The following is a 24,178-nucleotide window of genomic DNA, read 5'->3' as shown; positions in this document are numbered from 1 at the left end:
TCTGCGGGCCTAGGGGCGCAAGCCGGTCTCCCGGAGCATGCCGCGGCGTTTGGCCTCAAAATAATAGCCGCGGGAGTAATGCTTGACCGCCATGTCCTGGCTGCCATCGGCGAGCAGCCAGGCGCCGCGCAGGTATTTGACGGAAAACTGCAGGTTGGTGTCCGCATCCAGCAGATCCTTGGGCTGCCCCTGAAAGCCCATCGAGCGGGCGGTGGCCGGCAGGATTTGCAGCAGCCCGTAATAGGGCCGGTTCACCGCGTGCGGGCGGTGGGTGCTTTCGCGCACCGCCAGCCGGTGCACCAGGCTGCGCGGCACCTCGTAATGGTCTGCCCAATAATTGATCTGCTGCCGCAGCTCGGGCGTCTCATTGGGGAAGAGCGGCGGATTGTACCGTGTCACCTCCGGGGGCGCAGCGGTGCTTCCGCAGGCAGCCAGAACTGCGGCTGCAAAAAATAAGATCAGTGTGGTCCGGCGCGTCATGCGGCCTCCGCCTATAGTTGCTCGCGGACAGCCTAGCCGCATGGCGGCGGGCTGCAATATGGTCTGCGCCGCTCTCTGCGGCAACCGGCAGGGAACCGCCAGACCCGAAGGGGGATTCCGCCTGCAAAAGGGCCGCCTTGCAGGCCTTCGGGGTGGTCCCTCAAAGTTTAAGTATTAGACATTTGTTAAATATGTCCTCCCACTACATATTGGGTATGCGCATTGAGGCAACACGACCCTCAGGCAGATTGCCCCTCACGCCTGTGGGGCATCTGACCAGATCGGGCAGAAGGGGCCGCGGCTGTTTCCCAATTTTCCGCGGTCCCAACAACTCCCGGCAGGCGCAGCTGCCGCCATCTGGATCATGCCGGGTTTGACCGCCGCCCGGGCCTGCGGCGCAGCGCGGCCAAGCGCGGTGTCAGCCAGCCGTGCGGCCCGGTTTGTCCGGCGTCCCGAACAGGCTGCGGCCCGGCGCAATCACACCCTCGGGCACAATCTCCGCAATCGCTTCCGTTCTGAAGTCCGGCCGGTCGAACCGGTGCCCCCGCAGCAGCCTGAACAGCAGCCGCCGGCGCAGTGCCAGCTCCTCACGCTCCAGGTCGTCATCCAAGGCAAACCCCTCCCTTCTGCTCCCGCTGCCATGCTGGCAAGGAACGGCAAACGGAAGGTTTATGGCAGACGCGCATGTTTCTAAAACTTAGGCCGGCTTTTATCGGTGTCCGCCGGAATCAGAAAAGGCCGCCCGTCAGGCGGCCTTTCCCATGTCTCACCTGACCCGAAGGGATCAGTTGGTTTCTTCATCGCCAGCGGCTTCGGCTTCCGGACCTTCGTCCTCGTCGGAGGCTGCGGAGCCGATATCGTCGAACAGTTCGGAGATCTCGAATTCAGCAGCGGCTTCCTCTTCGGCGGCCAGCTCCTGGATCGATTTGCCCGATGCCTGCAGCTCGGCTTCCTCTTCGGAGCGGGCCACGTTCAGCTTGATTTCGACTTCCACTTCCGGGTGCAGCTTCACGGCGACCGAATGCAGGCCCAGTTCCTTGATCGGGTGGATCAGGGCGACCTGTTTCTTGTCGACCGAGAAACCGTCCGCGGTTGCGGCATCAGCAGCGTCGCGCGGAGTGACCGAGCCGTACAGCGCGCCCGCGTCCGATGCGGAGCGAATCACGATGAACTGCTGGCCGTCCAGCTTCTCTGCCAGTGCCTCGGCTTCTTTCTTGGTCTCCAGGTTGCGCGCTTCCAGCTGCGCTTTCTGGGCTTCGAAAGAGGCGATGTTGGCCTCGGAGGCGGTTTTTGCCTTGCCCTGCGGCAGCAGGAAGTTGCGGGCGTACCCGGGCTTCACGTCAACGACGTCGCCCATCTGGCCCAGCTTTGCAACGCGCTCAAGAAGGATAACTTGCATCTGCTTTTCTCCTTACTTCACGGCGTAGGGCAGCAGGGCGAGGAAGCGGGCGCGCTTGATTGCACGGGCCAGCTCACGCTGCTTCTTGGCCGAAACGGCGGTGATGCGCGAAGGCACGATCTTGCCGCGCTCAGAGATGTAGCGCTGCAGCAGACGGGTGTCCTTGTAGTCGATCTTCGGCGCGTTGTCGCCCGAGAACGGGCAAACCTTGCGGCGGCGGAAAAACGGTTTGGCTGCCATGATTTAGCGTCCTTTTCTCAAGCGTTGATCAGCGGCGCTCGCGACGGCCGTCGCGTTCGTCGCGCTTCTGCATCTGGACCGAAGGGCCCTCGGCGTGCTCGTCGACCTTGATGGTCAGGACGCGCATCACGTCATCATGCAGACGCATCAGGCGCTCCATTTCCTGCACGGCAGACGCGGGTGCGTCGGTGCGCAGGAAGGCATAGTGGCCCTTGCGGTTCTTGTTGATCTTGTAGGCCATGGTTTTGACGCCCCAGTACTCCTGGTCGACCAGCTTGCCGCCGTTGTCGGACAGAACAGCACCGAAGTGTTCGATGAGGCCTTCTGCTTGCGAGTTGGACAGGTCCTGACGCGCAATCATGACATGCTCATAGAGTGGCATGCGAACTCCTGTTTGTGTCTAGGCGCATTTCATAGACGGGGCATCTGATGCTTCCGCTGCCCGGTCACGAGAGGCTGCGCGGATCGAAAGTGTCGCGGAAGCAGGGCCTCCTATACAGGCTGAGGCGCAAAGGGCAAGGCAAAAGCGGCGCCCGGCCGCGCCCGGCGCCGGGCCGCCGCCGCAAAACCGCAGGCGCGCCGCATTGCTGCCCAATTGCCGGCCTTGATTGTTTAACGGAGTCTTAACGCGGTAAGAAGCCGCGGCGCCGGCCCCCGCGCCGGCATGGGCAGCTTTAGAAAGGGCAGTCGGATGGCAATGACAGATCAAATCCCGCCGCAGGGACCGGGCGTTTCCGGCGCCGCGGCGTTTGGCGCAGCGGCCAGGGCGGCGCCGCTCAGCCTGCAGCTGGAGGCGAACTGGAAACTGCGCTTGATCCTGCTCCGGCTTCTGGGGGCGGCGATGATCCTCGGCTCCACCGGCCTGTGGCTGGTGCCCGGCGCCGGGGCCGATCCGGAGATGAACCTGCTCCGGATGGGGGTTTCGGTGGCCTTCCTGCTGGCCGGGCTGGTGCTGATGACAGTGCATGAGCCCGGCAGCGGGCCTGAAGCCTGCTTTGACCCGGTGCGCCGCGAGCTGAGGCTGCTGCAGCGTGACGGCAAAGGGCGCCCGCGCACGGTGCTGCGCCGCAGCTACGAAAGCCTGGGCGCGGTCCGGCTGACCGCCGCGTCGGTGCAGCTCTACGAGACCGACGGCAGCCTGCTGATCGAGCTGCCGCTCCAGACTGCCGCGATGCGCAGCCAGCTGCGCGACCAGTTCAGCGGCGCGGTGCGGATCCTGACCTGACGGATCATCACTTTCCCGCGAGTGAGGCCCGGCTGCACAGCCGCCGGGTTTTGTGTTCGCCCGCTCACAGGTACTGTTGGTTTTTGCCGGCTTCCTTTTCGGGAGCCGTTCGCCACATCTGTTGCCACAAGATTTCTTCAGACGGAGCCTTTCCATGAAAAAGACACTGCTTGCCGCCGCCCTGGCCGCTGCCGCCGCAACCGGCGCTGCTGCCGCCCCCGAAAAATACGTCCTGGATCCCGGCCACAGCCAGATCCTGTTCGATTACAACCACCTGGGCTATTCGACCACCTACGGGCTGTTCGCCGGTTTTGAGGGCGAGATCATGTTTGACCAGGAAGACCCGGCAAATTCCTCCGTCTCCGTGTCCATGCCGCTCAGCAGCATGTTCACCGGCTGGCAGGCGCGCTTCGACCACTTTATGACCAAGGATTTCTTCGACGCCACTGAGGATGAAACCATCAGCTTCACCTCCACCGGCATCGAAGTGACCGGCGAGGAGACCGCCAAGATCACCGGCGATCTGACCCTGAACGGTGTGACCAAATCGGTGGTGCTGGATGCCAAGCTGAACCAGAAAGGCGAGCATCCGATGGCCAAGAAGCCCTGGGCCGGTTTCGACGCCACCACCCAGGTCCTGCGCTCCGACTACAACCTGGGCCAGTTCGCGCCCTTCGTCAGCGACGAGGTCAACATCAAGATCTCGGTCGAGGCGATGAAGGCCGACAGCTGATCCAGCTGCCGCCTCAGCGAATTTCCAGCCGCCGGCCCCCAACGGGCCGGCGGTTTTCGTTTGCCTGCCGCTGCCGGCCTCCCCAAAGCGTGACACAAGTTCATTGGCCTTTCCGGCGCTTCAGGAGCAGGCTGAAGATGGCCTCTCCGGCCAACTCGGAAAGGAGGCACCCATGTCCCGCTTAGGCTTCTTCGCTTCGGCCGGCGCGGCCTTGGCCCTCGCAGCCAATCTGGCATTTGCAGCGCCAGCCGCCGCCCATGATTCAGGCCATGATGCGGCCCGCGCCGTAGCCGGGCTGCTTGCCCTGGGCATCATCGCCAAAAGCCTGGATGACCGCAAACACCGCCATCACGGCTATAATCACAGCTATTATCCGCGGACCTACTACAAGCCCTACGGCGGCCGCCACCACGTCAAACGGTACCGCCACCACTACCGGGGCATTCACCGTCACCGGTCACGTCACGGCGGCTATTACAGGCACAGCCACTGACGCCCGGCCATTGCACGGACCTGTTGAGCAGAAACCCGCCCGCGGGCCTTTCCCGGCCGGGCGGCTGGCCTAAGCCCGGAACATGTGCGCCACAAGCACACAGCGCCGCGCGTGAGCGCGGCGCCGGGCCCAAGGCTGCCAGGGGGAGCCGGCGCAGCCGGGACTTCCGCAGGCGCGGGAGGGCGTGAACGCCCCGGATCACTCCTCCCGTTCGGCCTCCAGCTCCACCGCAACCTCCACCGAAAATCCTAGCGAGCTTTCGTCCGGCAGGCTCTTGCCGATCCCGAAATCCAGCCGGTTCAGGGTCAGCCCGCCGGTCATTTTCGCAGTGCTCCCGTCCAGCGCCAGGTCAAAGGGCAGCGTCACCGGCACCGTCTGGCCCTTGATGGTCAGCGTGCCGTCGGCCTCATAACCGTCTGCCAGTTTTTCGATCTCCGCCTTGAACAGGGCGGTGGGGAAACTGGCGCTGTCGAAATAATCCGCCCCCATTGCCTGCTGTGTCACCGTTCCCAGTTTCAGCGAGGGAATGGCGATCGTCACCTCCACATCCCCGGCCGGGCCCGGTGCTGCCGGCTCCTCGAAATTGATCACTGCATCCCATTCGCCGAAGCTGCCGGAGACCGCGCTGCCCATCTGGGTGACGGAAATCCCCACTGTGCCCGATTGCACCGCCCAGCTGCCGGCCCCGCCGCCGCCCGGCTTTGCGGCCACGACCGGCGTTGCGGTGCCGGCAGTTTGCTTGCCGCCGAAGACGCCGATTGCAGCCCCGCCGCCCAGCGCGCCGGCCCAGACCAGCAGCGCCGCCAGCAGCGGCAGCAGGCTGTGGCTCTGCGCCGGGGGCTGCGGTGCGCCGGAACCGCCCGGCAGCATCCGCCGCAGGGTGGCGTCGCGGTCGATCACGTGATGCTTGAGCGCGCCGGCAATATGCAGCCCCAGCGCCCCCGCCAGGGTCCAGACCAGCACCCAGTGCAGCCCCGCCGACAGCTCTGCCACGGCCTCGGACTGCGGCACAAACGGCAGGGTCTGCCCGAACGGCCACCAGATCGGCGCAAAACCGGTGGTGGCGGCATGGTGGACCCAGCCGCTCAGCGGCACCGCCACCAGCGAGCCGTACAGCAGCCAATGCACCATCTCCGCCGCCAGCGCCTCTGCCTTGCGGTCCGGGTGCAGCAGCCCCGGCTTGGGCTGGCTCAGCGCCCACAGGATGCGCAGCAGCGCGGTAAAGAACACGGTGACCCCGATGGTCTTGTGCAGCGAGAACAGCAGCGTGGCCCGCTCGATCACCGCCTGGCTGCCGTCAAACGCCGGGCTCTGGATCTCATGCGCCAGCTCATTGGCGAAATAGCCCAGCGGAAAGGCAGAGAAGATCAGCAGCGCGGTCAGCCAGTGGAAGGTCTTGGCAACGCTGCCATAGCTTTGAAAGGTGTTTTGGCCGGGCATGGGACTACGGGTCCTTTTCAAGTCGTGTGCTGCACTCAAGGTAGCAACACCGCCGCCCTGCGCAATATTCGCACGCCCTTCATCCGCGCACAGCTGCGGTGCGCAGGCTGCAGCTTTGCTTGTGCGTTGCGTCAAGGGCCGTTACATCAGGCCAAACGCTAAAACAGACGAGGTCTTCAATGACGATCGCATTCGTGTTCCCCGGCCAGGGCGCCCAAACCATCGGGATGGGCAAGGCGCTGGCTGATGCCTATCCGGCGGCCAAGGCCGTCTTTGACGAGGTTGATGAAGCGCTGGGGGAAAGCCTGAGCCAGCTGATCTGGGAGGGCGATATCGAAACCCTGACCCTGACCCAGAACGCGCAGCCCGCGCTGATGGCCACCTCGATGGCCGCCATGCGGGCGCTGGAGGCCGAAGGCGTTACGATTGAAAAGGCCGCCTTTGTGGCCGGCCACTCGCTGGGCGAATACTCGGCACTGGCGGCGGCCGGGGCGATCTCGGTGACCGACACCGCCCGCCTGCTGCGCACCCGCGGCCTTGCGATGCAAAGCGCCGTGCCGGTGGGCGAGGGCGCCATGGCCGCGATCTTGGGCCTGGACCTCGACGCGGTGCGCGCAGTGGCTGAGGAAGCCGCGCAAGGCGAGGTCTGCCAGGCCGCCAACGACAACGATCCCACCCAGGTGGTGGTCTCCGGCGCCAAGGCAGCGGTGGAACGCGCCGCTGTGATCGCCAAGGAAAAGGGCGCCAAGCGCGCCGTGATGCTGCCGGTGTCCGCCCCCTTCCACTGCGCCCTGATGCAGCCCGCCGCCGACGCCATGGCCGAGGCGCTGGCCGGTGTTGAGATTAAATCCCCCGCGGTGCCGCTGATCGCCAACGTGCGCGCCGATGCGGTGACCAGCCCGGACGAAATCCGCCAATTGCTGGTCGAGCAAGTGACCGGCTCCGTGCGCTGGCGCGAAAGCGTGCAGGCGATGGCGGCCAAGGGCGTCACCGAATTCTGGGAGATCGGCGCGGGCAAGGCGCTGTCGGGCATGATCCGCAAGATCGACCGCGCGCTGGCCTGCCGCCAGGTCGGCACCCCCGAGGACGCCAAGGCCGCCGCCGAAGCATAAAGAGATTTTCCGGCGTCAGCCCCGCGCGGCCCGGAACCGCAACTGAAGGAAACGACATGTTTGATCTGACTGGCAAGAATGCCCTCGTCACCGGCGCCTCCGGCGGCATCGGCGGCGACATCGCCCGCGCGCTGCACGCGGCAGGCGCTACCGTCGCCCTGTCCGGCACCCGCGAAGAGCCGCTCAAGGCGCTGGCCGAAGAGCTGGGCGAGCGCGCCCATGTGCTGCCCTGCAACCTCTCCGACGCCGAAGCGGTCGAGGCGCTGCCGAAACAGGCGGCAGAGGCGATGGGCTCCGTCGACATCCTGGTCAACAATGCAGGCATCACCCGCGACAACCTGTTCATGCGCATGAAGGACGAGGAATGGGACAGCGTGCTGAACGTGAACCTCACCTCCACCATGCGGCTTTGCCGCGGCGTGCTGCGCGGCATGATGAAGGCGCGCTGGGGCCGCATCATCAATATCTCTTCCGTCGTGGGCGCCACCGGCAACCCGGGCCAGGGCAACTATGCCGCTTCCAAGGCCGGCATGATCGGCATGTCCAAGTCGCTGGCCTATGAAGTCGCCAACCGCGGCATCACCGTCAACGCAGTCGCGCCGGGCTTCATCGCCACCGCGATGACCGACAAGCTGAACGACAGCCAGAAAGACGCGATTCTGAGCCAGATCCCGGCGGGCCGCATGGGGGATTCGAACGAAATCGCCTCTGCCGTTCTCTATCTGGCCAGCCAGGAAGCGGGCTATGTCACCGGCACAACCCTGCATGTGAATGGCGGCATGGCGATGATCTGAGCCCCGTGCCAGCCTCTGAATTGCCGAGCCCCGCAGCCTGTTTGCGGGGCTTTTTTACGCCATATCTCGCCAAGCGCGCCGCGCAGCCAGTCCTGCCGTTGCCGTCAAGCGGTTGAAAAACGGCGGAATTGCCAAAAAAGTCCGTTAACACTCTTGCAACCACTTGATTGCGGGGCCATCTGCACGGCTTCATACCCGCACGATACCGGCTGCCGCGGGATTCGTTACCAAGCGAAACCGTTTGCCTTGGCCGCGGTCTATGCTATAGGCGGCCCATATCCGCAGGTATTTCCTAAGGGAAACGCCGCACTGTCCCCGTCCCGCGGGGATAACACCGCCCGCTCCGGGCAATAACCACGCCGCCCGCACGGGCAAGGGCAGAACCGGGCAGAGTGCCCTGAAATACGAGGAAGAGACATGAGCGACGTCGCAGATCGCGTTAAGAAGATCGTTGTTGAGCACCTGGGTGTTGAAGAGGACAAAGTCACTGAAAACGCCTCCTTCATCGACGATCTGGGCGCAGACAGCCTGGACACCGTGGAACTGGTGATGGCGTTTGAAGAAGAGTTCGGCATCGAGATCCCGGACGACGCAGCCGAAACCATCCAGACCTTCGGCGACGCGGTCAAGTTCATCTCCGAAGCGTCCTAAGCCACGCTTCCGGATGACCGGAATAAACGGCGCTCTCCCGTGCGGAGGGCGCCGTTTTCTTTTTGCGTATCCGGTGCCGGCCGGGGGGGTCCGAATCTGCTCCTGCGGCAATCTGGCCCCTTGCTTGTTTGCGCTACCAGGCGGCCGGGCGCGCGTGCCGCAATTGTTCCACAAATGGTCAGGATACGGCGTATCGGAGGGTATTATCCGTGCTAATATTTCCGTGACAGGCAGAACACAGAGGAGACTGGCACTATGATGATTTACCCCACGATGGAGATTCAGAACGGCCGCTGCGTGACCCTCGAAAAAGGCCGCCTCGACGAGCCGCAGATCTGGCACGTGGACCCGGTGGAAACCGCCAAAGGCTTTGCTGCCGCAGGGGCGGAATGGATGCACCTGACCGACTTCAGCGCCATTGAAGGCGATTACAGCAACGAAGAGCTGGTGACCGACATCATCCGCGGCGCCGGCATTCCGGTGCAGCTGGGCGGCGGCATCCGCTCGCGCGAGCAGGTTGAGCACTGGATCGACAAGGGGGCAGGGCGCATCGTGATCGGCACCCTGGCTGCCCGCGACCCGCATCTGGTGCGCGAACTGGCCGAACACCATCCGGACCAGATCGTGCTGGCAGTTGATATCTGGCAGGGCCAGGTGATGACCGACGGCTGGCGCAAGTCCGGCGCCTTCACCCCCGAAGCCTATCTGGAGGCCTTTGAGGGCGCGCCGTTTGCCGGCATCATCATCACCGACATCGACTCCGACGTCGCCGATACCGAGGCGCAGATGGGGCTGATGTCGCATCTGGCGTCCACGGTGAAGCTGCCGGTGATTGCCAACGGCGTGGTGCGCAATGCCGATGATATTTCACGGCTGAAGTACATTCAGAACATCTCCGGCGCGATGGTGGGCCGGGCGCTGTTCCGCAAAACGCTGTCGGTTGAGGATGCGCTGGCGGTTGCCCAGCCGGAACCGGAACCGGTGGCGGAATTCCAGTAACCCCAAAGGCCCCGGCCTGCTGTCTGCGGAGCGCCCGCAGGCAGCGCCCGGCCGGGCGTGCGTGGATCAGGCAGTGCTGACCGCAGCGTCCGGCTCAACAGTCTGCGCTGCATTCCGCTTGAGAAGCGTTTTCAGCTGCCCCCGGGACAGCCGCCTGGCGAACTTTATCCCGACATAGTCGTGGTCTTGCCGAAGGGCCTGAGCCTCTACCGGCGGCAGGCCGGTCACGCCGGCCGTCACATCTCCCGCGATGGCTGGCACGGTCTGGCCGTCCTCCAGACCCACCCGGACCTTGGCGCCCAGCCGGCTGATGTCCACAATCCGCGCCTCGAACCGGTAATCGCCGCATTTCAGGATGCAGGGCAGCGCGCAGGGATGGCGGCGGGACAGCCGCAGGCGCCGCCGGGCCAGGCGTTGCAGCACAAACGCAGCCGCAGCACCAAGAATAAGGGTCAGCAAAGAGCCGGCGATGACCGTCTCCTGCGGCAGCCGCTTCAGCTTGCCCAGGCCGCTCAGCGCGGCGCCGGCGGTGCCCTGCGGCGGGACATAGTTGCAGGGCAGGGGCACAATGCGCGCAGCATAAATCTGCAACAGCGCTTCAGTGCCCCGGCGTTGTGCATTTGCCGCGGCCTTTCTGCGACCGTGCCTGCGTTGGATTTCCAGCAGGCTTTTGTAGCGGGTGATCAAATCCAGCGTGGACCGCTCATAGCTCTGCATCCCGGCCCGGCGCAGCCGGATGCGCAGGTCCACCTGGGGATGGTCAACCAGCCAGTTGCGCAATCTGCGGGCTTCGCCGGTATCATTCCCGGTTTTCAGCATCTCGTGAAACTGGCGCATCTGATGCTGCATCATCACAAGATCCGACAGCAGCATGCAGGTCGCGCGGGAGGCGGAGGGCGCAGCGGCCGCCGCTGTGCCGCCCAGGGCAAGGATCAGGGCTGCGGCGGCTGAAAAAATGATGGGCTTGGCGGGCATCCGGGCGACTCGAGAAACTGTGTAGCGATCCCCTCCGGGTATATCTTGCCCGTCTTAATGCACGGCAAGCGGACGCAGCAAACTTCCGTTAAATCTTATCCGCGGCCGTCCGGTCAGGCAGGTTCGCCCAGTCAGGAAACCGGGCGGTCCTGCTGCTGCAGGGGCGCCCGTTTTCGTCATGGAATGCTGCACAGGCGGCAGACGGCGGGCATTGCGCCGCGGGGGCCGGGCTGCGGCTGCTAGATCCCCAGTCCGGGCGGCATCCGCGCTGCCCGCGGCGGGCCGTCCTCATCTTCCAGCGGGAAGGCTTCCAGCAGGCGATGCAGCTGCAGGAAGTTGAAATCCCTGGAGAACTTGACACCGAAATAGTCAGCCGTCTGCCACCGCACGCTGGCATCCAGGGTATAGCCGCCGAAACTGAGGGTCACCCGGGACGCAATTTCGCACGGGGCATCGGGGCGCACCTTGGCGCCGGCCCGGCTCAGGTCGACCAGGTGGGCCGGCACCGTCCGGCCGCCGGCCTGCAGCACGCATGGCACCGAGCAGGGATAGCGTTTGGTGCGGCGGATCTTGCGGATGCCGATCCGGTCGAGGAAATACAGCACGCTGCCGCCCAGCACCAGAAAGGACACCCAGGCGATGGCGGCATTGATGATCTGCTGGCGCTGGCGCGCGTCCGCGGCATTGATCGCAACCAGCTTGCTGCCGTCGCCGTCGTCCTTGACCTGGTCGCAGGGCAGGGCCTCGACCCGGATGCCGAATTCCGTGGCCAGATCCTGGATGCCCATGTGCCGGGCGCTTTCCAGCGCCGCGGCGCGGCCCTGGCTGTCGAGAATCTGCAGCACCATCGTTTGCTTTTTCAGCAGCTCCATCGTGCCGGGCTCAACGGATTGAATCCCCACCGCACGCATGCGCTGCCGCAGCGGCGCAGGCGGATTCGCGCTGATCCAGCTGCGCAGATGCTGCACGCTGTACGCCGCCTTGCCGGTGCTGAGATAGGAGAGAAACCCCTTGGTTGCCCGGTGCAGATCCGACAGGTCGCGGTGGACGGCACAGCCGGCGTTTGCAGGCCCGGGGGACAGGCCGATCACCAGCAGGGTTGCAGCTATGGAGAGCCATTGGCGCATGGCGGGGTCGTTCCTCAAATCCTTCGAGAACAGCAGAATGCCGCAAAGAAGCGAATGGGCGGTTAACGCGGCGGCCGCGGCGTGCGAAAACCTTGCGGCGGCAGCAGCCATGGCGCCCTCCGCCGCGCGGCACAGCGGCAAAACGCGTAAATGCGGAGAAAGAAGAAAGACCGCTTTTCAGCCGCTGAGCCAGGGCCGGTCCGCTTTGGATCAGGAACGGCAGCAAGCGCAGCAAAAAAAACGCGGGCTGGAGACAAAAGGCCCAGAGCTCCAGCCCGCTTTGGCAATCCTGGAGGACGGACGCCGAGTTTCGCGTTTTGATAGCTTCAACCTAAACCTGAGTGGTTAACCAAAGGTTCCCGCAATCTAAAATTGTTGTGACAACCGGTTTTCCGCCGCGTCACGGCTGCTGCCAGCCCGCTCTTGCACCTGCCGGCCATTCCAAGCTATTTGGACGGACGGATTGCCGAGGCAAAGGAGAGCAAGGAATGCGTCGAGTAGTTGTCACCGGACTGGGCCTGGTTACCCCTCTGGCCAGCGGAGTCGAGGAAAGCTGGACCCGGTTGCTGGACGGCCAGTCGGGCGCGGGCCCCATCACTCAGTTTGACGCCGAAGCAAGCGGCGTGACCACGACCTATGCCTGCGAGGTTCCGCGCGGCGATGGCAGCGGCGGCACGTTCAACCCGGACGACTGGGTTGCCAAGAAAGACCAGAAGAAAATTGACGACTTCATCCTCTACGGCATCGCTGCCGCGGACATGGCTGTGCGCGACGCCGGCTGGACGCCCGAGGATGAGGAAAGCCGCCTGCGCACCGGCGTGATGATCGGCTCCGGCATCGGTGGCCTGTCGTCGATCGCCGACACTGCCGTGATGATCAAGGAAAAAGGCCCCCGCCGGGTGTCGCCGTTCTTTATCCCCGGCGCACTGATCAACCTGATCTCCGGCCAGGTCTCGATCCGTTTCGGCTTCAAAGGCCCGAACCACTCCGTCGTGACCGCCTGTTCGACCGGCGCCCACGCCATCGGCGACGCGGCCCGCCTGATCAAATCCGGCGACGCCGACGTGATGATCGCGGGCGGCGCCGAGGCGGCGATCTGCGAGATCGGCATCGCGGGCTTTAACGCGTGCAAGGCGCTGTCGACTAAATACGCGGACGACCCCAAGAAAGCCTCGCGCCCCTATGACGCCGACCGTGACGGCTTTGTCATGGGCGAGGGCGCCGGCATCGTGGTGCTGGAAGACTACGAGCACGCCAAGGCCCGCGGCGCCAAGATCTATGCCGAGGTGCTGGGCTATGGCCTGTCGGGCGACGCCTATCACATCACCGCCCCCTCCGAGGACGGCGAAGGCGGCGAGCGTTCGATGCGCGCAGCCCTGAAGAACGCGGGCCTGGAGCCGTCGGCGGTTGACTATATCAACGCGCACGGCACCTCGACCATGGCCGACACCATCGAACTGGGTGCAGTGGAGCGGCTGCTGGGCAACCACGCCGCCAATGTCACCATGTCCTCGACCAAATCCGCCACCGGCCACCTCTTGGGCGCGGCCGGCGCGATCGAGGCGATCTTCTCGATCCTGGCGATCCGCGACCAGGTGGCGCCGCCGACCATCAACCTCGACACCCCTGCGGTTGAAACCCCGGTCGACCTGGCCCCCAACGCCAAACGCGAGCGTGAAATCAGCGTGGCGCTGTCGAACTCCTTCGGCTTTGGCGGCACCAACGCGTCGGTGATCTTCGGGAAACCTGACTGATGTGGCGCAGCCTCGCCTCAAACATGCTGACTGTCCTGATCGCCGCCCTGTTCCTGCTGGGCGGCCTCATCCTGTGGGGGCAGTCGCAGTATACGGCTGACGGCCCGCTGGACACCGCCATCTGCCTGCGGGTGGAGCGCGGCTCCAACATGGCGCGCGTCAGCCGCGACCTGGAGGAACAGGGCGCAGTCACCTCCGGCACCATCTTCCGCCTTGGCGCCAAATACAGCGAGAAGACCGGCCAGCTGAAGGCCGGCAGCTTCCTGGTGGCGCCGGGCGCCTCGATGGAGCGGATCGTCGACGAGATCACCCATTCCGGCGCCTCCACCTGCGGCACCGAAATCGTCTACCGCATCGGCGTGACCCGCACCCAGGCCGAAGTGCGCGAGCTGGATCCGGCGACGAACAAGTTCGAGGAGAAGGCGGAATTCGTCCTTGGAGTGGATGAGGTTCCCGCCGAGTACACGGAAACCCGCCAGGACGCCGACACCCGCTACCGCATCGCGCTGGCCGAAGGCGTGACCAGCTGGCAGGTGGTCGAGGCGCTGAAGGCGATGGACGTGTTGGACGGCGACCCCGGCGAGCGCCCGGCAGAGGGCCTCCTGGCGCCTGACAGCTATGAGGTCACCCCCGGCACCCAACGCGCCGCCGTGTTGGCTGAGATGCAGGAGCGCCAGATGCTGCGCATCAACGCCGCCTGGGAAGGCCGCGCGGACGACGCTGCCGTCAAGACGCCTGAGGAGATGCTGATCCTGGCCTCGATCATCGAGAAGGAAACCGGCGTCGCCTCCGAGCGCGGTGTGGTGGCCTCGGTCTTCACCAACCGCCTGAACCGCGGCATGCGCCTGCAGACGGACCCGACGGTGATCTATGGCGTCACCAAGGGTGAGGGCATCCTGGGCCGCGGCCTGCGCCAAAGCGAGCTGCGCAAGGCCACCCCCTGGAACACCTATGTGATCGAGGGCCTGCCGCCCACGCCCATCGCCAACCCCGGCATGGCCAGCCTGGAGGCCGCAGTGAACCCCGAGAGCACGGATTACGTGTTCTTCGTTGCCGACGGCACCGGCGGCCACGCCTTTGCCGAGACACTGGACGAGCACAACAGGAACGTCGCCAAATGGCGCGAGATCGAAGCCCAGCAGAAGCAGAGCAACTGAGGCTGCGAGGGCAGGGCAGAAACAGAAAAGGGCGCCGGGTGGCGCCCTTTTGCATGGCCGGACACCACAGCAGGCAGCTGCTCCACTTTTCAGTAAACACGTTTTTCAGGTGTTTGCGGTTGCGTCCTGTGCGCCGCCGCCCTACATCCCGTACCGGATGAATGGAGATTTTATGTCCCGGTAAGGAGGGGAGGCAGCAAGCCTCCCAGTGCAATACCTCTCATTGAATACCACCACCACGGCAGCGTGGCGGTGAATGGAGGGTTGCAGCGTTTCCTTACTTTTTGCCGGGCGATGCCCGCATTCCAGACATGAAAGCCTACCCCAATGGTACGGGACTATTCCCAATTTCTTCCGCTCAGTCACCGTGACGGCGGTTCAAGCAGCCGTGTAACGCCTCTTCAGGCTCTCGGCTGGCAACCGTTCTTTTCACAGCAAATCGGCATAGAAGACTTCGACGCCACACCGCCCGTCCGCGTCGTCCAGGTGCATCGCAATGCGCTGCACGTTCTCGGCGACAGCATCGACACCACCCTTCCGCCCCGGCAGGATGTGACTGTCGGCGACTGGCTGCTGCTGGATCGCACCCGGCCGCACTCCAGCCGGGTGCTTAACAGAAGCAGCCTGATCAAGCGGCGTGCGCCCGGCACCGGCCGGGACGAGCAGCTGATCGCCGCAAACATCGACACGGCCTTTATCGTTTCATCCTGCAACCAGGATTTCAACGTGCCGCGGTTCGAACGGTATATCGCCCTGGCCTTCGAGGCGCGGATCACGCCGGTGATCGTCTTGACCAAGGCGGACCAGGTTGCGGACCCGCAGACCTACCTTGATGCTGCCCGCACGATCTCGGACACGGTTGAAGCCGTGGCGCTGGACGCGCGCGGCGATGAACCTCAAAGCGTGCTCGCAGCCTGGTGCAAGCCAGGGAAAACAGTTGCGTTTCTGGGGTCGTCAGGCGTCGGGAAATCCACCCTCGCCAATGCTCTCTTGAACAGCCAGACGATAGACACGCAGGAAATCCGTGAAGACGACTCCAAGGGCCGGCACACCACAACGCGCCGCGAGCTTCATTCCATGCCAAACGGCTGCATGATCCTGGATACCCCAGGCATGCGGGAATTGCAGCTGACGGATGCCGAAGCCGGAATTGACGACGTTTTCGCCGATATACAGCAGTTGTCGCTTGGATGCCGGTTCAAGGATTGCAAGCACGATACGGAACCGGGCTGCGCAGTCGCGCAAGCCATTGAACAGGGCGCAATCGACGCCTCCCGGCTTGCCCGGTGGCGCAAGCTCAAGGCGGAAAACGCCTTCAATTCAGCCAGCCTTGCCGAACGCAGGTCCAGGGACAAGGCTTTTGGAAAGATGGTGCGCGGCGTTAAGAAACTGAAAGAGAGCCGGAGGTGAACCGATGAGCATGTCAAAAACCGGCCAGGTCGTCTGGCACGACCTGTTCACGTCAGACACGGACCGCGCAATGGCGTTCTACAAGTGCGTCGCGGGGTGGAGCTATGTGATTGAGCACTCCACGGACTTCGCGTGGGGCGGTGGCGCGAAGGATTTCGTTCTCGCCCTTTCCGGCGATGAGGCCGGGGCCGGTATTGTACCGGCGCCGCGCGGAGTGGCAGAGGGCTGGCTCGCCTATGTCGAAGTCCCCGATGTGGACGCCGCGCTGCACCAGGCGGAGTTGCATGGCGGCAGTATCGTCAGGCACCCCTTCGAAGTTCCAGGCGTCGGGCGCAACGCGGTTATCCGTGACCCGCTGGGCGCGCTGATCGGGGTCTCGCTGTCGCGCCACAGCTTTCCTGTACCGCGCCGGCAGTTCGGACCTGAAGTCTACCTGTCGGACACTGGCGCCTTTCCCGGTGTATTTTACAGCGAGGTTTTGGGGTGGCAGGCTGCTGAGCCCCGGACACTGGGGCAGGGCGGCCTTGCCATCTCCGGCCCCTCTGGCGGCCTGACCGCAGTCCTGCAACAGCCGGACTGGGGGACAGGCGTGCAAGCTATCTGGGTGCCAAGCATCCGGATCGCCGCGCTGGAGGAGGCGCAGAGCGCTGCAGAGGCCAATGGGGCGTGCATCTTGAACCGCGGCTCAGTTAAGAATGGCGCGGTGCACAGCGTCGTCCTGCGCGATCCTGGCGGTGCGCTGGCCATGCTGAGCGACATGCCGGCCAGCCCGTCCAGGTGACCTGCGGGCGGGGCGTTGCGGACCCACCGTTCGCACCACTTCCCATAACCCTTGACTTTTCCAGCATAATCACGTATAGGTTGTAAGGCAGCTGGAAGAAACATGGACGGCCCCGGACCCCTCCACCGGTGGCCGTCCTGTCTTTCTCTCGTGCGGACAATAACGCATGAGGCAGAGCAACCCATGACAGATAACACACACGATCAGGACGGCGCCGCCGTGCTGCAGCGGCAGGTGCATTTCACCGCCGATCTCCTGCGCTCGCTGCAGGAGAGCATTCACCGTCTGAGAAACGAGGCGGAGGAGCTCCGGGAGCAGCTCGAAACCACCGGCGGCGACGAAGCCACCGGCGCCAAGGGACAGATCAGCAAGCTTGAAGGGCTGATCCGGGACTGCCAGAAAGTGGAGAAAGTCATTGCAGAACAAAGCACCGAATTCGCCCGTATGCTCAAATCCGAGCACGAACTCGATCTCGGCGCGGCGCGCGCAGCTGTCGAATGCGGACTTTCTCGCCTGCGTGCCGCCCTCGCTCCTGAGCTTCTTCTTGGATGAGCTGGACCGCAAATCGCTCTGCGCGCTGCCGCATCTGTTCCACATCTGGGCGCTGGATCACCAGCGCCCGCCGGATGGCGGCTGGCGCGCCTGGGTGATCCTGGGCGGCCGCGGCGCGGGCAAGACGCGGGCAGGGGCCGAATGGGTCCGCTCGCTGGCCGAAGGGGCCCGCCCGCACGACCCCGGCACCGCCCGCCGCATCGCGCTGGTGGCGGAAACCTATGACCAGGTGCGCGACGTGATGATCCACGGCGACAGTGGCATCCTGGCCTGTTCGCCCCCCGACCGCCGCCCCAAGTGGAAAGCGTCGGAGCGCAAGCTGATCTGGCCCAATGGCGCCGAGGCGCAGGCGTTCTCCGCCCACGATCCCGAGGCATTGCGCGGCCCCCAGTTCGACGCCGCCTGGGCGGATGAGCTGGCAAAGTGGCGAAAGGGACAGGAGAGCTGGGACATGCTGCAATTTGCCCTGCGCCTGGGCCAGGACCCGCGCGTCTGCGTCACCACCACGCCCCGCAACGCGCCCGTGCTGAAACGCCTCCTGGCCTCGCCCAGCACCGTCACCACCCACGCCCCGACTGAGGCCAACCGCGCCAACCTCGCGCCCTCATTCCTAACGGAGGTGCGCGCACGTTACGCCGGCACCCGGCTGGGCAGGCAGGAGCTGGACGGGGTGATGCTGTCGGACATCCAGGGCGCGCTCTGGACCACCGCGGCACTGGTGGAAGCCCAGGTGGCAGAACCGCCACCCTTGGACCGGGTGGTGGTGGCCGTCGACCCGGCGGTGAGTGCCGGCAAGGACTCGGATGCCTGCGGCATCGTGGTGGCGGGCGCGATCACCCACGGCCCGCCGCAGGACTGGCAGGCCTATGTGCTGGCGGATTGCACCGTCCAGGGTTACGGACCGCTCGCCTGGGCGCAGGCGGTGATCGCCGCCCGCGACAGGTTTGGTGCCGAAAGGGTGGTGGCAGAGGTCAACCAGGGCGGCGCCCTGGTGGAGACCGTGCTGCGCCAGGCCGACCCGCTGGTGCCGTTCCGCGCCCTGCACGCGAAGAAGGGCAAATCCGCCCGAGCCGAACCGGTGGCAGCACTCTACGAACAGGGCCGGGTGTTTCACCTGCCGGGGCTTGGAGATCTGGAAGACCAGATGTGCCAGATGACCCCGCAGGGCTACTGCGGCAGCGGCTCGCCCGACCGGGTCGATGCGCTGGTCTGGGCCCTGCATGAGCTGATCATCCAGCCCGCTGCCAACCTGCGCAGGCCGCAGGTGCGGGTCTTATAGCCCCATCCCAAAGCTGACCGCCCGGCCGCCAGGCCGGGCAGCGCCCGTCCCGCCCCCCACGGGGCGGGCGCTTCGCTTCCTCCTCGTCGGGACGGGCGCCGCCCTAAGCACTTCGCAACACCGGGTAAAACTCATCAAAAGTGAATAATCACAGTGCCTTGCGGGTGGGTGTTGCGCCCCCGCCGTACGCACCGCTTCCCAGATCTTCAGCCCTTTCTGCCACTAATGATCCTCAGCAAAGGCGCACCAGCCCCACAGGGCCAGCAGCGCCGGATAGGAACAACCTGAGGAGCGGACCATGGTCTTTGACCTGCTGCGGCGCAAAACGCCGGACCCCCGGAAACCGGACCCCAAAAACCCGGGCCTGGAACAGAAGGCCAGCCAGACCGCCCGCGTGGTCTCCTGGCACGGCGCCGGCCGCATCGCCTGGAGCCCGCGCGACACCGTCTCTCTGACCCGCAGCGGCTTTGCCGGCAATCCGGTCACCCACCGGGTGATCCGCCTGATCGCAGAGGCCGCCGCCGCCGTGCCGCTGGTGCTGCAAGACAGCCGCCAGCGCTTTGACACCCACCCCTGGCTGGCGCTGCTGGCCCGTCCCAACCCGGCCCAGACCCAGGCTGAGATGCTGGAGGCGCTCTACGGCCACCTTCTGCTCTCTGGCAACGCCTATATCGAAATGGTCGCGACAGAGGACGCCAGCCCCGCAGAACTGCATGTGCTGCGCTCCGACCGGATGAACGTGGTGCCCGGCCCGGACGGCTGGCCCGCAGGCTTTGATTACGTGGTGGGCGGGCGCAAACACCGCTTCGCACACGAGCCGGGCAAATCCCCGGTCTGCCATATCAAGAGCTTCCACCCGCAGGATGACCACTATGGCCTCTCAGCCCTGCAATCGGCGGCGATGGCGATTGACGTCCACAACGCCGCCTCCCGCTGGTCCAAGGCGCTCTTGGATAATGCGGCCCGACCCTCTGGCGCGCTGGTCTGGACCGGCTCCGACGGTCAGGGCCAAATGTCCGACGATCAATTCCGCCATCTAAGCGAAGAAATTCAAACAAATTTCCAGGGTGCCCAGAATGCCGGCCGCCCGATGGTGCTGGAGGGCGGACTGGACTGGAAGCCGATGGGCTTCTCGCCTTCTGACATGGAATTCCAAAAGACCAAGGACACCGCCGCCCGCGAAATCGCGCTGGCCTTCGGGGTGCCGCCGATGCTCCTTGGCATCCCCGGCGATGCTACCTACGCCAACTATCAGGAGGCTCACCGCGCCTTCTACCGGCTGACCGTGCTGCCCCTGGTGTCCAAGGTCACCGCCGCGCTGTCCGGCTGGCTGGCCGCCTGGACCGGCGAAGAGCTGTGCCTGAAGCCCGACCTCGACCAACTGCCCGCCTTGGCGGCCGAGCGCGAGGCGCAGTGGCGGCGCATCATTTCCGCAGATTTCCTCACACCCGCGGAAAAGCGGCAGCTGCTGGGGCTGCCCGCAGAAACCCCGCCCCCATGCCGCACTGAGGGCGGGCAGATGGAGGGCGGACAGGATGACTGAGCACCCGATGCACGCATTTGATTGTTCCCCGGGATTGCGCCTGTCCGCCCATGAGCGGGTGGCCCAGATCCAGCACGACGCCGTGAACCGCCGCCTTGACCGGATCGAACAGATGATGGAGCGGCTGGAAAAACGCCTCTGGCTCACCGTCTACGGCGTCGCGGCGGTGATCCTGGCGCAGGCCTTCCAATCCTTCCTGACGGTGCAATTTCCGTAACTCCAACGACTTGCGAGGCAAAGACGATGCAGGGAACACCCCAGCTGGAACATAAATTCGCACGCTTCGGCGAGGATCTCTCGCTGAAGGACGCTACCGAAATCGAGGGCTACGCCAGCCTGTTCGGCCAGACCGACCAGGGCGGCGATGTGGTGCAGCGCGGCGCCTATGCGGCCTCGCTCAAGGCGCTCCGCGATCAGGGCCGAACGGTCAAGATGCTGTGGCAGCACGACCCCGCCCAGCCCATCGGCGTCTGGGACGAAGTGCGCGAGGATGCCCGCGGCCTGTACGTCAAGGGCCGCATTGTCACTGCCACCCCCAAGGGCGCCGAGGCCGCCGCGCTGATCGAAGCAGGCGCGATTGACGGCCTCTCCATCGGCTACCGCACCCAGAAAGCCACCCGCGCCCAGGACGGCACCCGCCGCCTGACCCAGGTGGAGCTGTGGGAGGTGTCTCTGGTCACCTTCCCGATGCTGCCCGCCGCGCGGGTGGCAGCAAAATCCTCCGCCGATGCGGAAGCACAAGCGCTGCGCGCACTGGCCGACGGCCTGCGCCAGATAACCCGTGACCTCAGAACAGGACAACCAACATGAGCAACCAAGACCTCCCGGCCCAAACCGGGGATGCAGCGCCCCTGGCGCATGAAGTGAAACAGGCCATCTCCGGCTTTCTTCATGAATTCAAGGGGTTTCAGGATGACGTGCAATCAAGGCTGAAACAGGCAGAAGAGCGAGTGACCATGCTGGACCGTAAGACAATCTCTCAGAACCGCCCCCATCTGGCAGCCAGCCAGGACGCGGGCGCGCCGCACCAGAAGGCGTTCAACGCCTACCTGCGCAGCGGCGACGACGACGGCCTGCGCGGCCTGGAACTGGACGGCAAATCCATGTCCACCGCCGTGGGCAGCGACGGCGGCTACCTGGTCGACCCGCAGACCTCCGATACCGTCAAGGCGGTGCTGAACGCCTCCGCCTCGATCCGCGCCGTGGCCTCCGTGGTGCATGTGGAGGCCTCAAGCTATGACGTGCTGATCGACCACAGCGAAATGGGCGCCGGCTGGGCCAATGAAACCGGCCCGGCAGCGGAGACCTCCACCGGCAACATCGACCGCATCTCTATCCCGCTGCATGAACTGAGCGCGCTGCCCAAGGCTTCGCAGCGGCTGCTGGACGACAGCGCCTTTGATATCGAGGGCTGGCTGGCAGGCCGCATCGCCGACAAATTCGCGCGCTCCGAGGCTGACGCCTTCATCAACGGCGACGGCATCGACAAGCCCACCGGCTTCCTCAACTACAACGTCGAGGAAAACGACAGCTGGACCTGGGGCAACATCGGCTACAAGGCCACCGGCGTCGATGGCGAGGTCGGCAACGGCGACGCGATCATCGACCTGGTCTATGCGCTGGGGGCGGAATACCGCGCCAACGCGACTTTCATAATGAACTCCAAGACCGCGGGAATGCTGCGGAAATTGAAGGACGCTGATGGCCGCTTCCTGTGGTCCGACGGCCTGGCCGCGGGTGAGCCTGCGCGCCTGATGGGCTACCCGGTGCTGATCGCTGAGGACATGCCGGACCCGGCTGCCAACAGCTTCCCCATCGCCTTCGGCGACTTCCGCGCCGGCTATACCATTGCCGAACGCCCGGACCTGCGCGTGCTGCGCGACCCCTTCAGCGCCAAACCGCATGTGCTGTTTTACGCGACCAAGCGCGTCGGCGGCGACGTCAGCGACTTTGCCGCAATCAAGCTGATGAAATTCGGCCTGAGCTGACCGCTCAGCGCTGATGGCGGACCGGCAGCCCGGTCCGCCGGCTGGCACGCACCCCGTATTTCCTTGCCGTCTAGCTGCTCCCCCTCCGTCCGAGCGGCAGGGAACGGTGCGTGCCGGCCGAACCTTCAACGGACAGCAGATCAGGGCCGCCAAGGGGGAGGCCCGCAGGAGTGAGATGATGATGCTGAGCGAAGTGACCCCCGTGCCCGAGGCCGCCCTGCCGCTGGCCCCCTTCAAGGCGCACCTGCGTCTGGGCACCGGCTTTGGCGAGGACAGCCTGCAGGACGAGGTGCTGTTTGGCTTCCTGCGCGCCGCCCTGGCCGCGATCGAAGGAAGGACCGGCAAGGCACTGATTACCCGCGGTTTTGAGCTGGAGATCCGCCACTGGCGCGACCGCACCCGGATGGTGCTGCCGATCGCTCCGGTGCAAGCTGTGACAGAGGTGATGATCCGCGACGCCGCAGGGGCTGAAACGGTTCTGAACGCAGCCCTCTACAGCCTCGAACGGGACAGCCAGCGGCCCAGCCTGCGCCCTGCCGGCAGCCTGCTGCCCGCCATCCCCGTCGGCGGCCTGGCACGGATCACCCTGCAGGCTGGCATGGCCGCGGACTGGGGCGGTTTGCCTGCCGATCTGGGCCAGGCGGTGATGCTGCTGGCGGCGCATTACTACGAATACCGGGCCGACACCGGCCTGCACGGCGGCTGCATGCCCTTTGGCGTCACCAGCCTGATCGAACGCTACCGCAGCCTGCGGCTGACCTTGGGAGGCCTGGCATGAAACGCCCCCCGAACCTGACCCGAAAACTGGTGCTGGAAGACCCCCAGCGCATCCCCGACGGCGCCGGCGGTTACACGGAAACCTGGGTGGCGCTTGGCACCCTGTGGGCCGAAGTGAAATCCCTGAGCGGCCGCATGGCAGGCGATAGTGTGTCTTTGCAGAAATACCGCATCACCCTGCGCGCCAGCCCCGATGGTTTTGCATCCCGCCCGCGCCCGGATCAGCGGTTCCGCGCCAGAAACCGTCTCTATCGCATTGATGCGGTTGCGGAAAACGACCCCGACGCCCGCTACCTGACATGCTTCGCGGTTGAGGAGGTGAGCGGATGACCTATGCCATCGCAGGCGGTCTGCAATCCGCCGTCTACACCCATCTCACGGGCGATGCGGGCCTCACCGCGCTGGTCGGCAATGCGATCTACGACGCCATCCCCGCAGGCCCCTTGCCGCAGACCTATGTGGCCTTGGGATCAGAGGAAGTGCTGGACCGATCCGACAAGACCGCAGGCGGGGCGGAGCACCGGTTCTTTGTCACCGTTACCACGGACACCGCCGGTTTCGCCGGCGCCAAGGCCGCTGCCGCGGCGGTCTGCGATGCGCTGGTGGGCGCCCAGGTGCCGCTGCCGCGCGGGCGGCTGACGGGCCTGTGGTTCGACCGCGCCAAGGCGGAGCGGCTGACCACTGGCGGCAGGCAGATCACCCTGCGCTTTCGCGCCCGGGTGGATGACGTTTGAGTTGGCCCGCTAAGGGCAGAGCCCGTCCGCGGGCGGAAACGAAGTGCCCGCCCAGGGGGGCGGACGGGCACTGCCCGGCGTGCCGCCGGGCGGACCCTTGGATCTCAGTTGGAGAAACCCCATGACAGTTCAAAACGGCAAGGACCTTTTGGTCAAAGTGGACATGAACGGCGCAGGCCAGTTCGAAACCATCGCGGGCCTGCGCGCCACCCGCATCAGCTTCAACGCCGAAAGCGTCGATGTGACGAGCCTTGAAAGCCAGGGCGGCTGGCGCGAACTGCTGGCAGGCGCCGGCGTCCGCTCCGCCAGCATCTCCGGCTCCGGAATCTTCCGGGACGAGGCAACCGACGAACGCGCCCGTCAGCTGTTCTTTGACGGGCTGACGCCGGAGTTCCAGGTGATCATCCCCGACTTCGGCATCGTGCAGGGGCCGTTTCAGGTGACCGCACTGGAATATGCCGGCAGCCACAATGGCGAGGCGACCTATGAACTCTCGCTCGCCAGCGCCGGACAGCTCAGCTTTGCGGCGGTGTGA

The 24,178-nt window shown here is 65.3% G+C and carries 30 protein-coding genes; 22 read left to right on the top strand and 8 right to left on the bottom strand.

The features are described from left to right. Positions 1-9: 9 nt before the first annotated feature. From CAER_RS0124245 to rpsF, 5 genes are all read right to left on the bottom strand, one after another. Positions 10-480, bottom strand: coding sequence for a lytic transglycosylase domain-containing protein (locus tag CAER_RS0124245; protein WP_027237805.1), 471 nt, complete (start codon positions 478-480; stop codon positions 10-12). Positions 481-898: 418 nt separating this feature from the next. After that, positions 899-1,090: a hypothetical protein gene (locus CAER_RS0124240; RefSeq protein WP_027237804.1), complete on the bottom strand. Its 192-nt coding sequence runs from the start codon at positions 1,088-1,090 to the stop codon at positions 899-901. Positions 1,091-1,264: 174 nt separating this feature from the next. Beyond that, complete coding sequence (gene rplI, locus CAER_RS0124235; RefSeq protein ID WP_027237803.1) at positions 1,265-1,879, bottom strand: 50S ribosomal protein L9; 615 nt, start codon at positions 1,877-1,879, stop codon at positions 1,265-1,267. 12 nt (positions 1,880-1,891) lie between these two features. Then, positions 1,892-2,119 (bottom strand): 30S ribosomal protein S18, encoded by a 228-nt coding sequence (gene rpsR, locus CAER_RS0124230; RefSeq protein WP_005982441.1) that lies wholly within the window; start codon positions 2,117-2,119, stop codon positions 1,892-1,894. A gap of 28 nt (positions 2,120-2,147) precedes the next feature. After that, positions 2,148-2,501: a 30S ribosomal protein S6 gene (gene rpsF, locus CAER_RS0124225; protein ID WP_027237802.1), complete on the bottom strand. Its 354-nt coding sequence runs from the start codon at positions 2,499-2,501 to the stop codon at positions 2,148-2,150. A 315-nt stretch (positions 2,502-2,816) separates the two neighbouring features. On the opposite strand from rpsF, the gene CAER_RS0124220 reads away from it, so the two are divergent. The 3 genes from CAER_RS0124220 to CAER_RS0124210 all read left to right on the top strand — a co-directional run bounded on the left by CAER_RS0124220 (position 2,817) and on the right by CAER_RS0124210 (position 4,570). Further along, positions 2,817-3,344 (top strand): hypothetical protein, encoded by a 528-nt coding sequence (locus CAER_RS0124220; protein ID WP_245597405.1) that lies wholly within the window; start codon positions 2,817-2,819, stop codon positions 3,342-3,344. Between the two features lie 154 nt (positions 3,345-3,498). Next, positions 3,499-4,077, top strand: a complete 579-nt coding sequence (locus CAER_RS0124215; protein WP_027237800.1) for a YceI family protein — start codon at positions 3,499-3,501, stop codon at positions 4,075-4,077. Positions 4,078-4,249: 172 nt separating this feature from the next. Then, positions 4,250-4,570, top strand: a complete 321-nt coding sequence (locus CAER_RS0124210) for a hypothetical protein (RefSeq protein WP_027237799.1) — start codon at positions 4,250-4,252, stop codon at positions 4,568-4,570. Between the two features lie 198 nt (positions 4,571-4,768). Here CAER_RS0124210 and CAER_RS0124205 read toward each other — a convergent pair whose 3' ends face one another. Beyond that, positions 4,769-6,010, bottom strand: a complete 1,242-nt coding sequence (locus tag CAER_RS0124205; RefSeq protein WP_027237798.1) for a cytochrome b/b6 domain-containing protein — start codon at positions 6,008-6,010, stop codon at positions 4,769-4,771. Positions 6,011-6,189: 179 nt separating this feature from the next. Here CAER_RS0124205 and fabD point away from each other — a divergent pair, with 179 nt between their 5' ends. From fabD to CAER_RS0124185, 4 genes are all read left to right on the top strand, one after another. Next, complete coding sequence (gene fabD, locus CAER_RS0124200; RefSeq protein WP_027237797.1) at positions 6,190-7,122, top strand: ACP S-malonyltransferase; 933 nt, start codon at positions 6,190-6,192, stop codon at positions 7,120-7,122. A gap of 56 nt (positions 7,123-7,178) precedes the next feature. Then, on the top strand, positions 7,179-7,916 hold the full coding sequence (gene fabG, locus CAER_RS0124195) for a 3-oxoacyl-ACP reductase FabG (RefSeq protein ID WP_027237796.1): 738 nt from the start codon (positions 7,179-7,181) through the stop codon (positions 7,914-7,916). Between the two features lie 417 nt (positions 7,917-8,333). After that, complete coding sequence (locus tag CAER_RS0124190) at positions 8,334-8,567, top strand: acyl carrier protein (protein WP_005982462.1); 234 nt, start codon at positions 8,334-8,336, stop codon at positions 8,565-8,567. 255 nt (positions 8,568-8,822) lie between these two features. Then, complete coding sequence (locus tag CAER_RS0124185; protein ID WP_027237795.1) at positions 8,823-9,566, top strand: 1-(5-phosphoribosyl)-5-[(5-phosphoribosylamino)methylideneamino]imidazole-4-carboxamide isomerase; 744 nt, start codon at positions 8,823-8,825, stop codon at positions 9,564-9,566. A 66-nt stretch (positions 9,567-9,632) separates the two neighbouring features. Here the strand turns inward: CAER_RS0124185 and CAER_RS0124180 are convergent, their stop codons facing one another. Further along, positions 9,633-10,541 carry a PilZ domain-containing protein gene (locus CAER_RS0124180; protein WP_027237794.1) on the bottom strand — a complete coding sequence of 303 codons (909 nt, stop codon included), beginning with the start codon at positions 10,539-10,541 and terminating at the stop codon, positions 9,633-9,635. A 239-nt stretch (positions 10,542-10,780) separates the two neighbouring features. Next, on the bottom strand, positions 10,781-11,668 hold the full coding sequence (locus tag CAER_RS0124175; protein WP_027237793.1) for a PilZ domain-containing protein: 888 nt from the start codon (positions 11,666-11,668) through the stop codon (positions 10,781-10,783). On the opposite strand from CAER_RS0124175, the gene CAER_RS0124170 reads away from it, so the two are divergent. The 15 genes from CAER_RS0124170 to CAER_RS0124100 all read left to right on the top strand — a co-directional run bounded on the left by CAER_RS0124170 (position 11,667) and on the right by CAER_RS0124100 (position 24,178). After that, a complete protein-coding gene (locus CAER_RS0124170; protein ID WP_027237792.1) occupies positions 11,667-12,017 on the top strand; it encodes a hypothetical protein in 351 nt (116 codons plus the stop codon). The genes CAER_RS0124175 and CAER_RS0124170 overlap by 2 nt on opposite strands. Positions 12,018-12,156: 139 nt before the next feature. Beyond that, positions 12,157-13,422, top strand: coding sequence for a beta-ketoacyl-ACP synthase II (gene fabF, locus CAER_RS0124165; protein WP_027237791.1), 1,266 nt, complete (start codon positions 12,157-12,159; stop codon positions 13,420-13,422). Then, the gene (gene mltG, locus CAER_RS0124160; protein ID WP_027237790.1) at positions 13,422-14,579 is read left to right on the top strand and encodes an endolytic transglycosylase MltG; all 1,158 of its coding nucleotides are present in this window, start codon (positions 13,422-13,424) and stop codon (positions 14,577-14,579) included. The genes fabF and mltG overlap by 1 nt, the downstream gene beginning before the upstream one ends. A 327-nt stretch (positions 14,580-14,906) precedes the next feature. Next, on the top strand, positions 14,907-15,989 hold the full coding sequence (gene rsgA / locus CAER_RS0124155) for a ribosome small subunit-dependent GTPase A (RefSeq protein WP_027237789.1): 1,083 nt from the start codon (positions 14,907-14,909) through the stop codon (positions 15,987-15,989). Between the two features lie 4 nt (positions 15,990-15,993). Continuing rightward, positions 15,994-16,770, top strand: a complete 777-nt coding sequence (locus CAER_RS0124150) for a VOC family protein (RefSeq protein WP_027237788.1) — start codon at positions 15,994-15,996, stop codon at positions 16,768-16,770. A 183-nt stretch (positions 16,771-16,953) separates the two neighbouring features. Further along, positions 16,954-17,322, top strand: coding sequence for a hypothetical protein (locus tag CAER_RS0124145; protein WP_051357847.1), 369 nt, complete (start codon positions 16,954-16,956; stop codon positions 17,320-17,322). Then, positions 17,315-18,601 (top strand): DNA-packaging protein, encoded by a 1,287-nt coding sequence (locus tag CAER_RS0124140; RefSeq protein ID WP_027237786.1) that lies wholly within the window; start codon positions 17,315-17,317, stop codon positions 18,599-18,601. Before CAER_RS0124145 ends, CAER_RS0124140 begins: the two co-directional genes overlap by 8 nt. A gap of 298 nt (positions 18,602-18,899) precedes the next feature. Continuing rightward, on the top strand, positions 18,900-20,144 hold the full coding sequence (locus CAER_RS0124135; RefSeq protein WP_027237785.1) for a phage portal protein: 1,245 nt from the start codon (positions 18,900-18,902) through the stop codon (positions 20,142-20,144). After that, complete coding sequence (locus CAER_RS0124130; RefSeq protein ID WP_027237784.1) at positions 20,137-20,361, top strand: GTA head formation protein, RCAP_rcc01685 family; 225 nt, start codon at positions 20,137-20,139, stop codon at positions 20,359-20,361. The genes CAER_RS0124135 and CAER_RS0124130 overlap by 8 nt, the downstream gene beginning before the upstream one ends. Before the next feature lie 26 nt (positions 20,362-20,387). Beyond that, on the top strand, positions 20,388-20,954 hold the full coding sequence (locus tag CAER_RS0124125; RefSeq protein ID WP_027237783.1) for an HK97 family phage prohead protease: 567 nt from the start codon (positions 20,388-20,390) through the stop codon (positions 20,952-20,954). Next, complete coding sequence (locus CAER_RS0124120; RefSeq protein WP_027237782.1) at positions 20,951-22,132, top strand: phage major capsid protein; 1,182 nt, start codon at positions 20,951-20,953, stop codon at positions 22,130-22,132. Before CAER_RS0124125 ends, CAER_RS0124120 begins: the two co-directional genes overlap by 4 nt. 178 nt (positions 22,133-22,310) lie before the next feature. Further along, entirely contained in the window at positions 22,311-22,910 is a 600-nt protein-coding gene (locus CAER_RS0124115; protein WP_027237781.1) for a head-tail connector protein, read from the top strand. Next, on the top strand, positions 22,907-23,239 hold the full coding sequence (locus tag CAER_RS0124110; protein WP_027237780.1) for a head-tail adaptor protein: 333 nt from the start codon (positions 22,907-22,909) through the stop codon (positions 23,237-23,239). Before CAER_RS0124115 ends, CAER_RS0124110 begins: the two co-directional genes overlap by 4 nt. Beyond that, complete coding sequence (locus CAER_RS0124105; protein ID WP_027237779.1) at positions 23,236-23,643, top strand: DUF3168 domain-containing protein; 408 nt, start codon at positions 23,236-23,238, stop codon at positions 23,641-23,643. Before CAER_RS0124110 ends, CAER_RS0124105 begins: the two co-directional genes overlap by 4 nt. Positions 23,644-23,764: 121 nt before the next feature. Beyond that, complete coding sequence (locus CAER_RS0124100) at positions 23,765-24,178, top strand: phage major tail protein, TP901-1 family (protein ID WP_027237778.1); 414 nt, start codon at positions 23,765-23,767, stop codon at positions 24,176-24,178.

This window comes from Leisingera caerulea DSM 24564 (genome assembly GCF_000473325.1).
In the GTDB taxonomy this organism is placed as follows: Bacteria; Pseudomonadota; Alphaproteobacteria; order Rhodobacterales; family Rhodobacteraceae; genus Leisingera; species Leisingera caerulea.
This window is presented reverse-complemented; position numbering and strand designations above follow the sequence as displayed.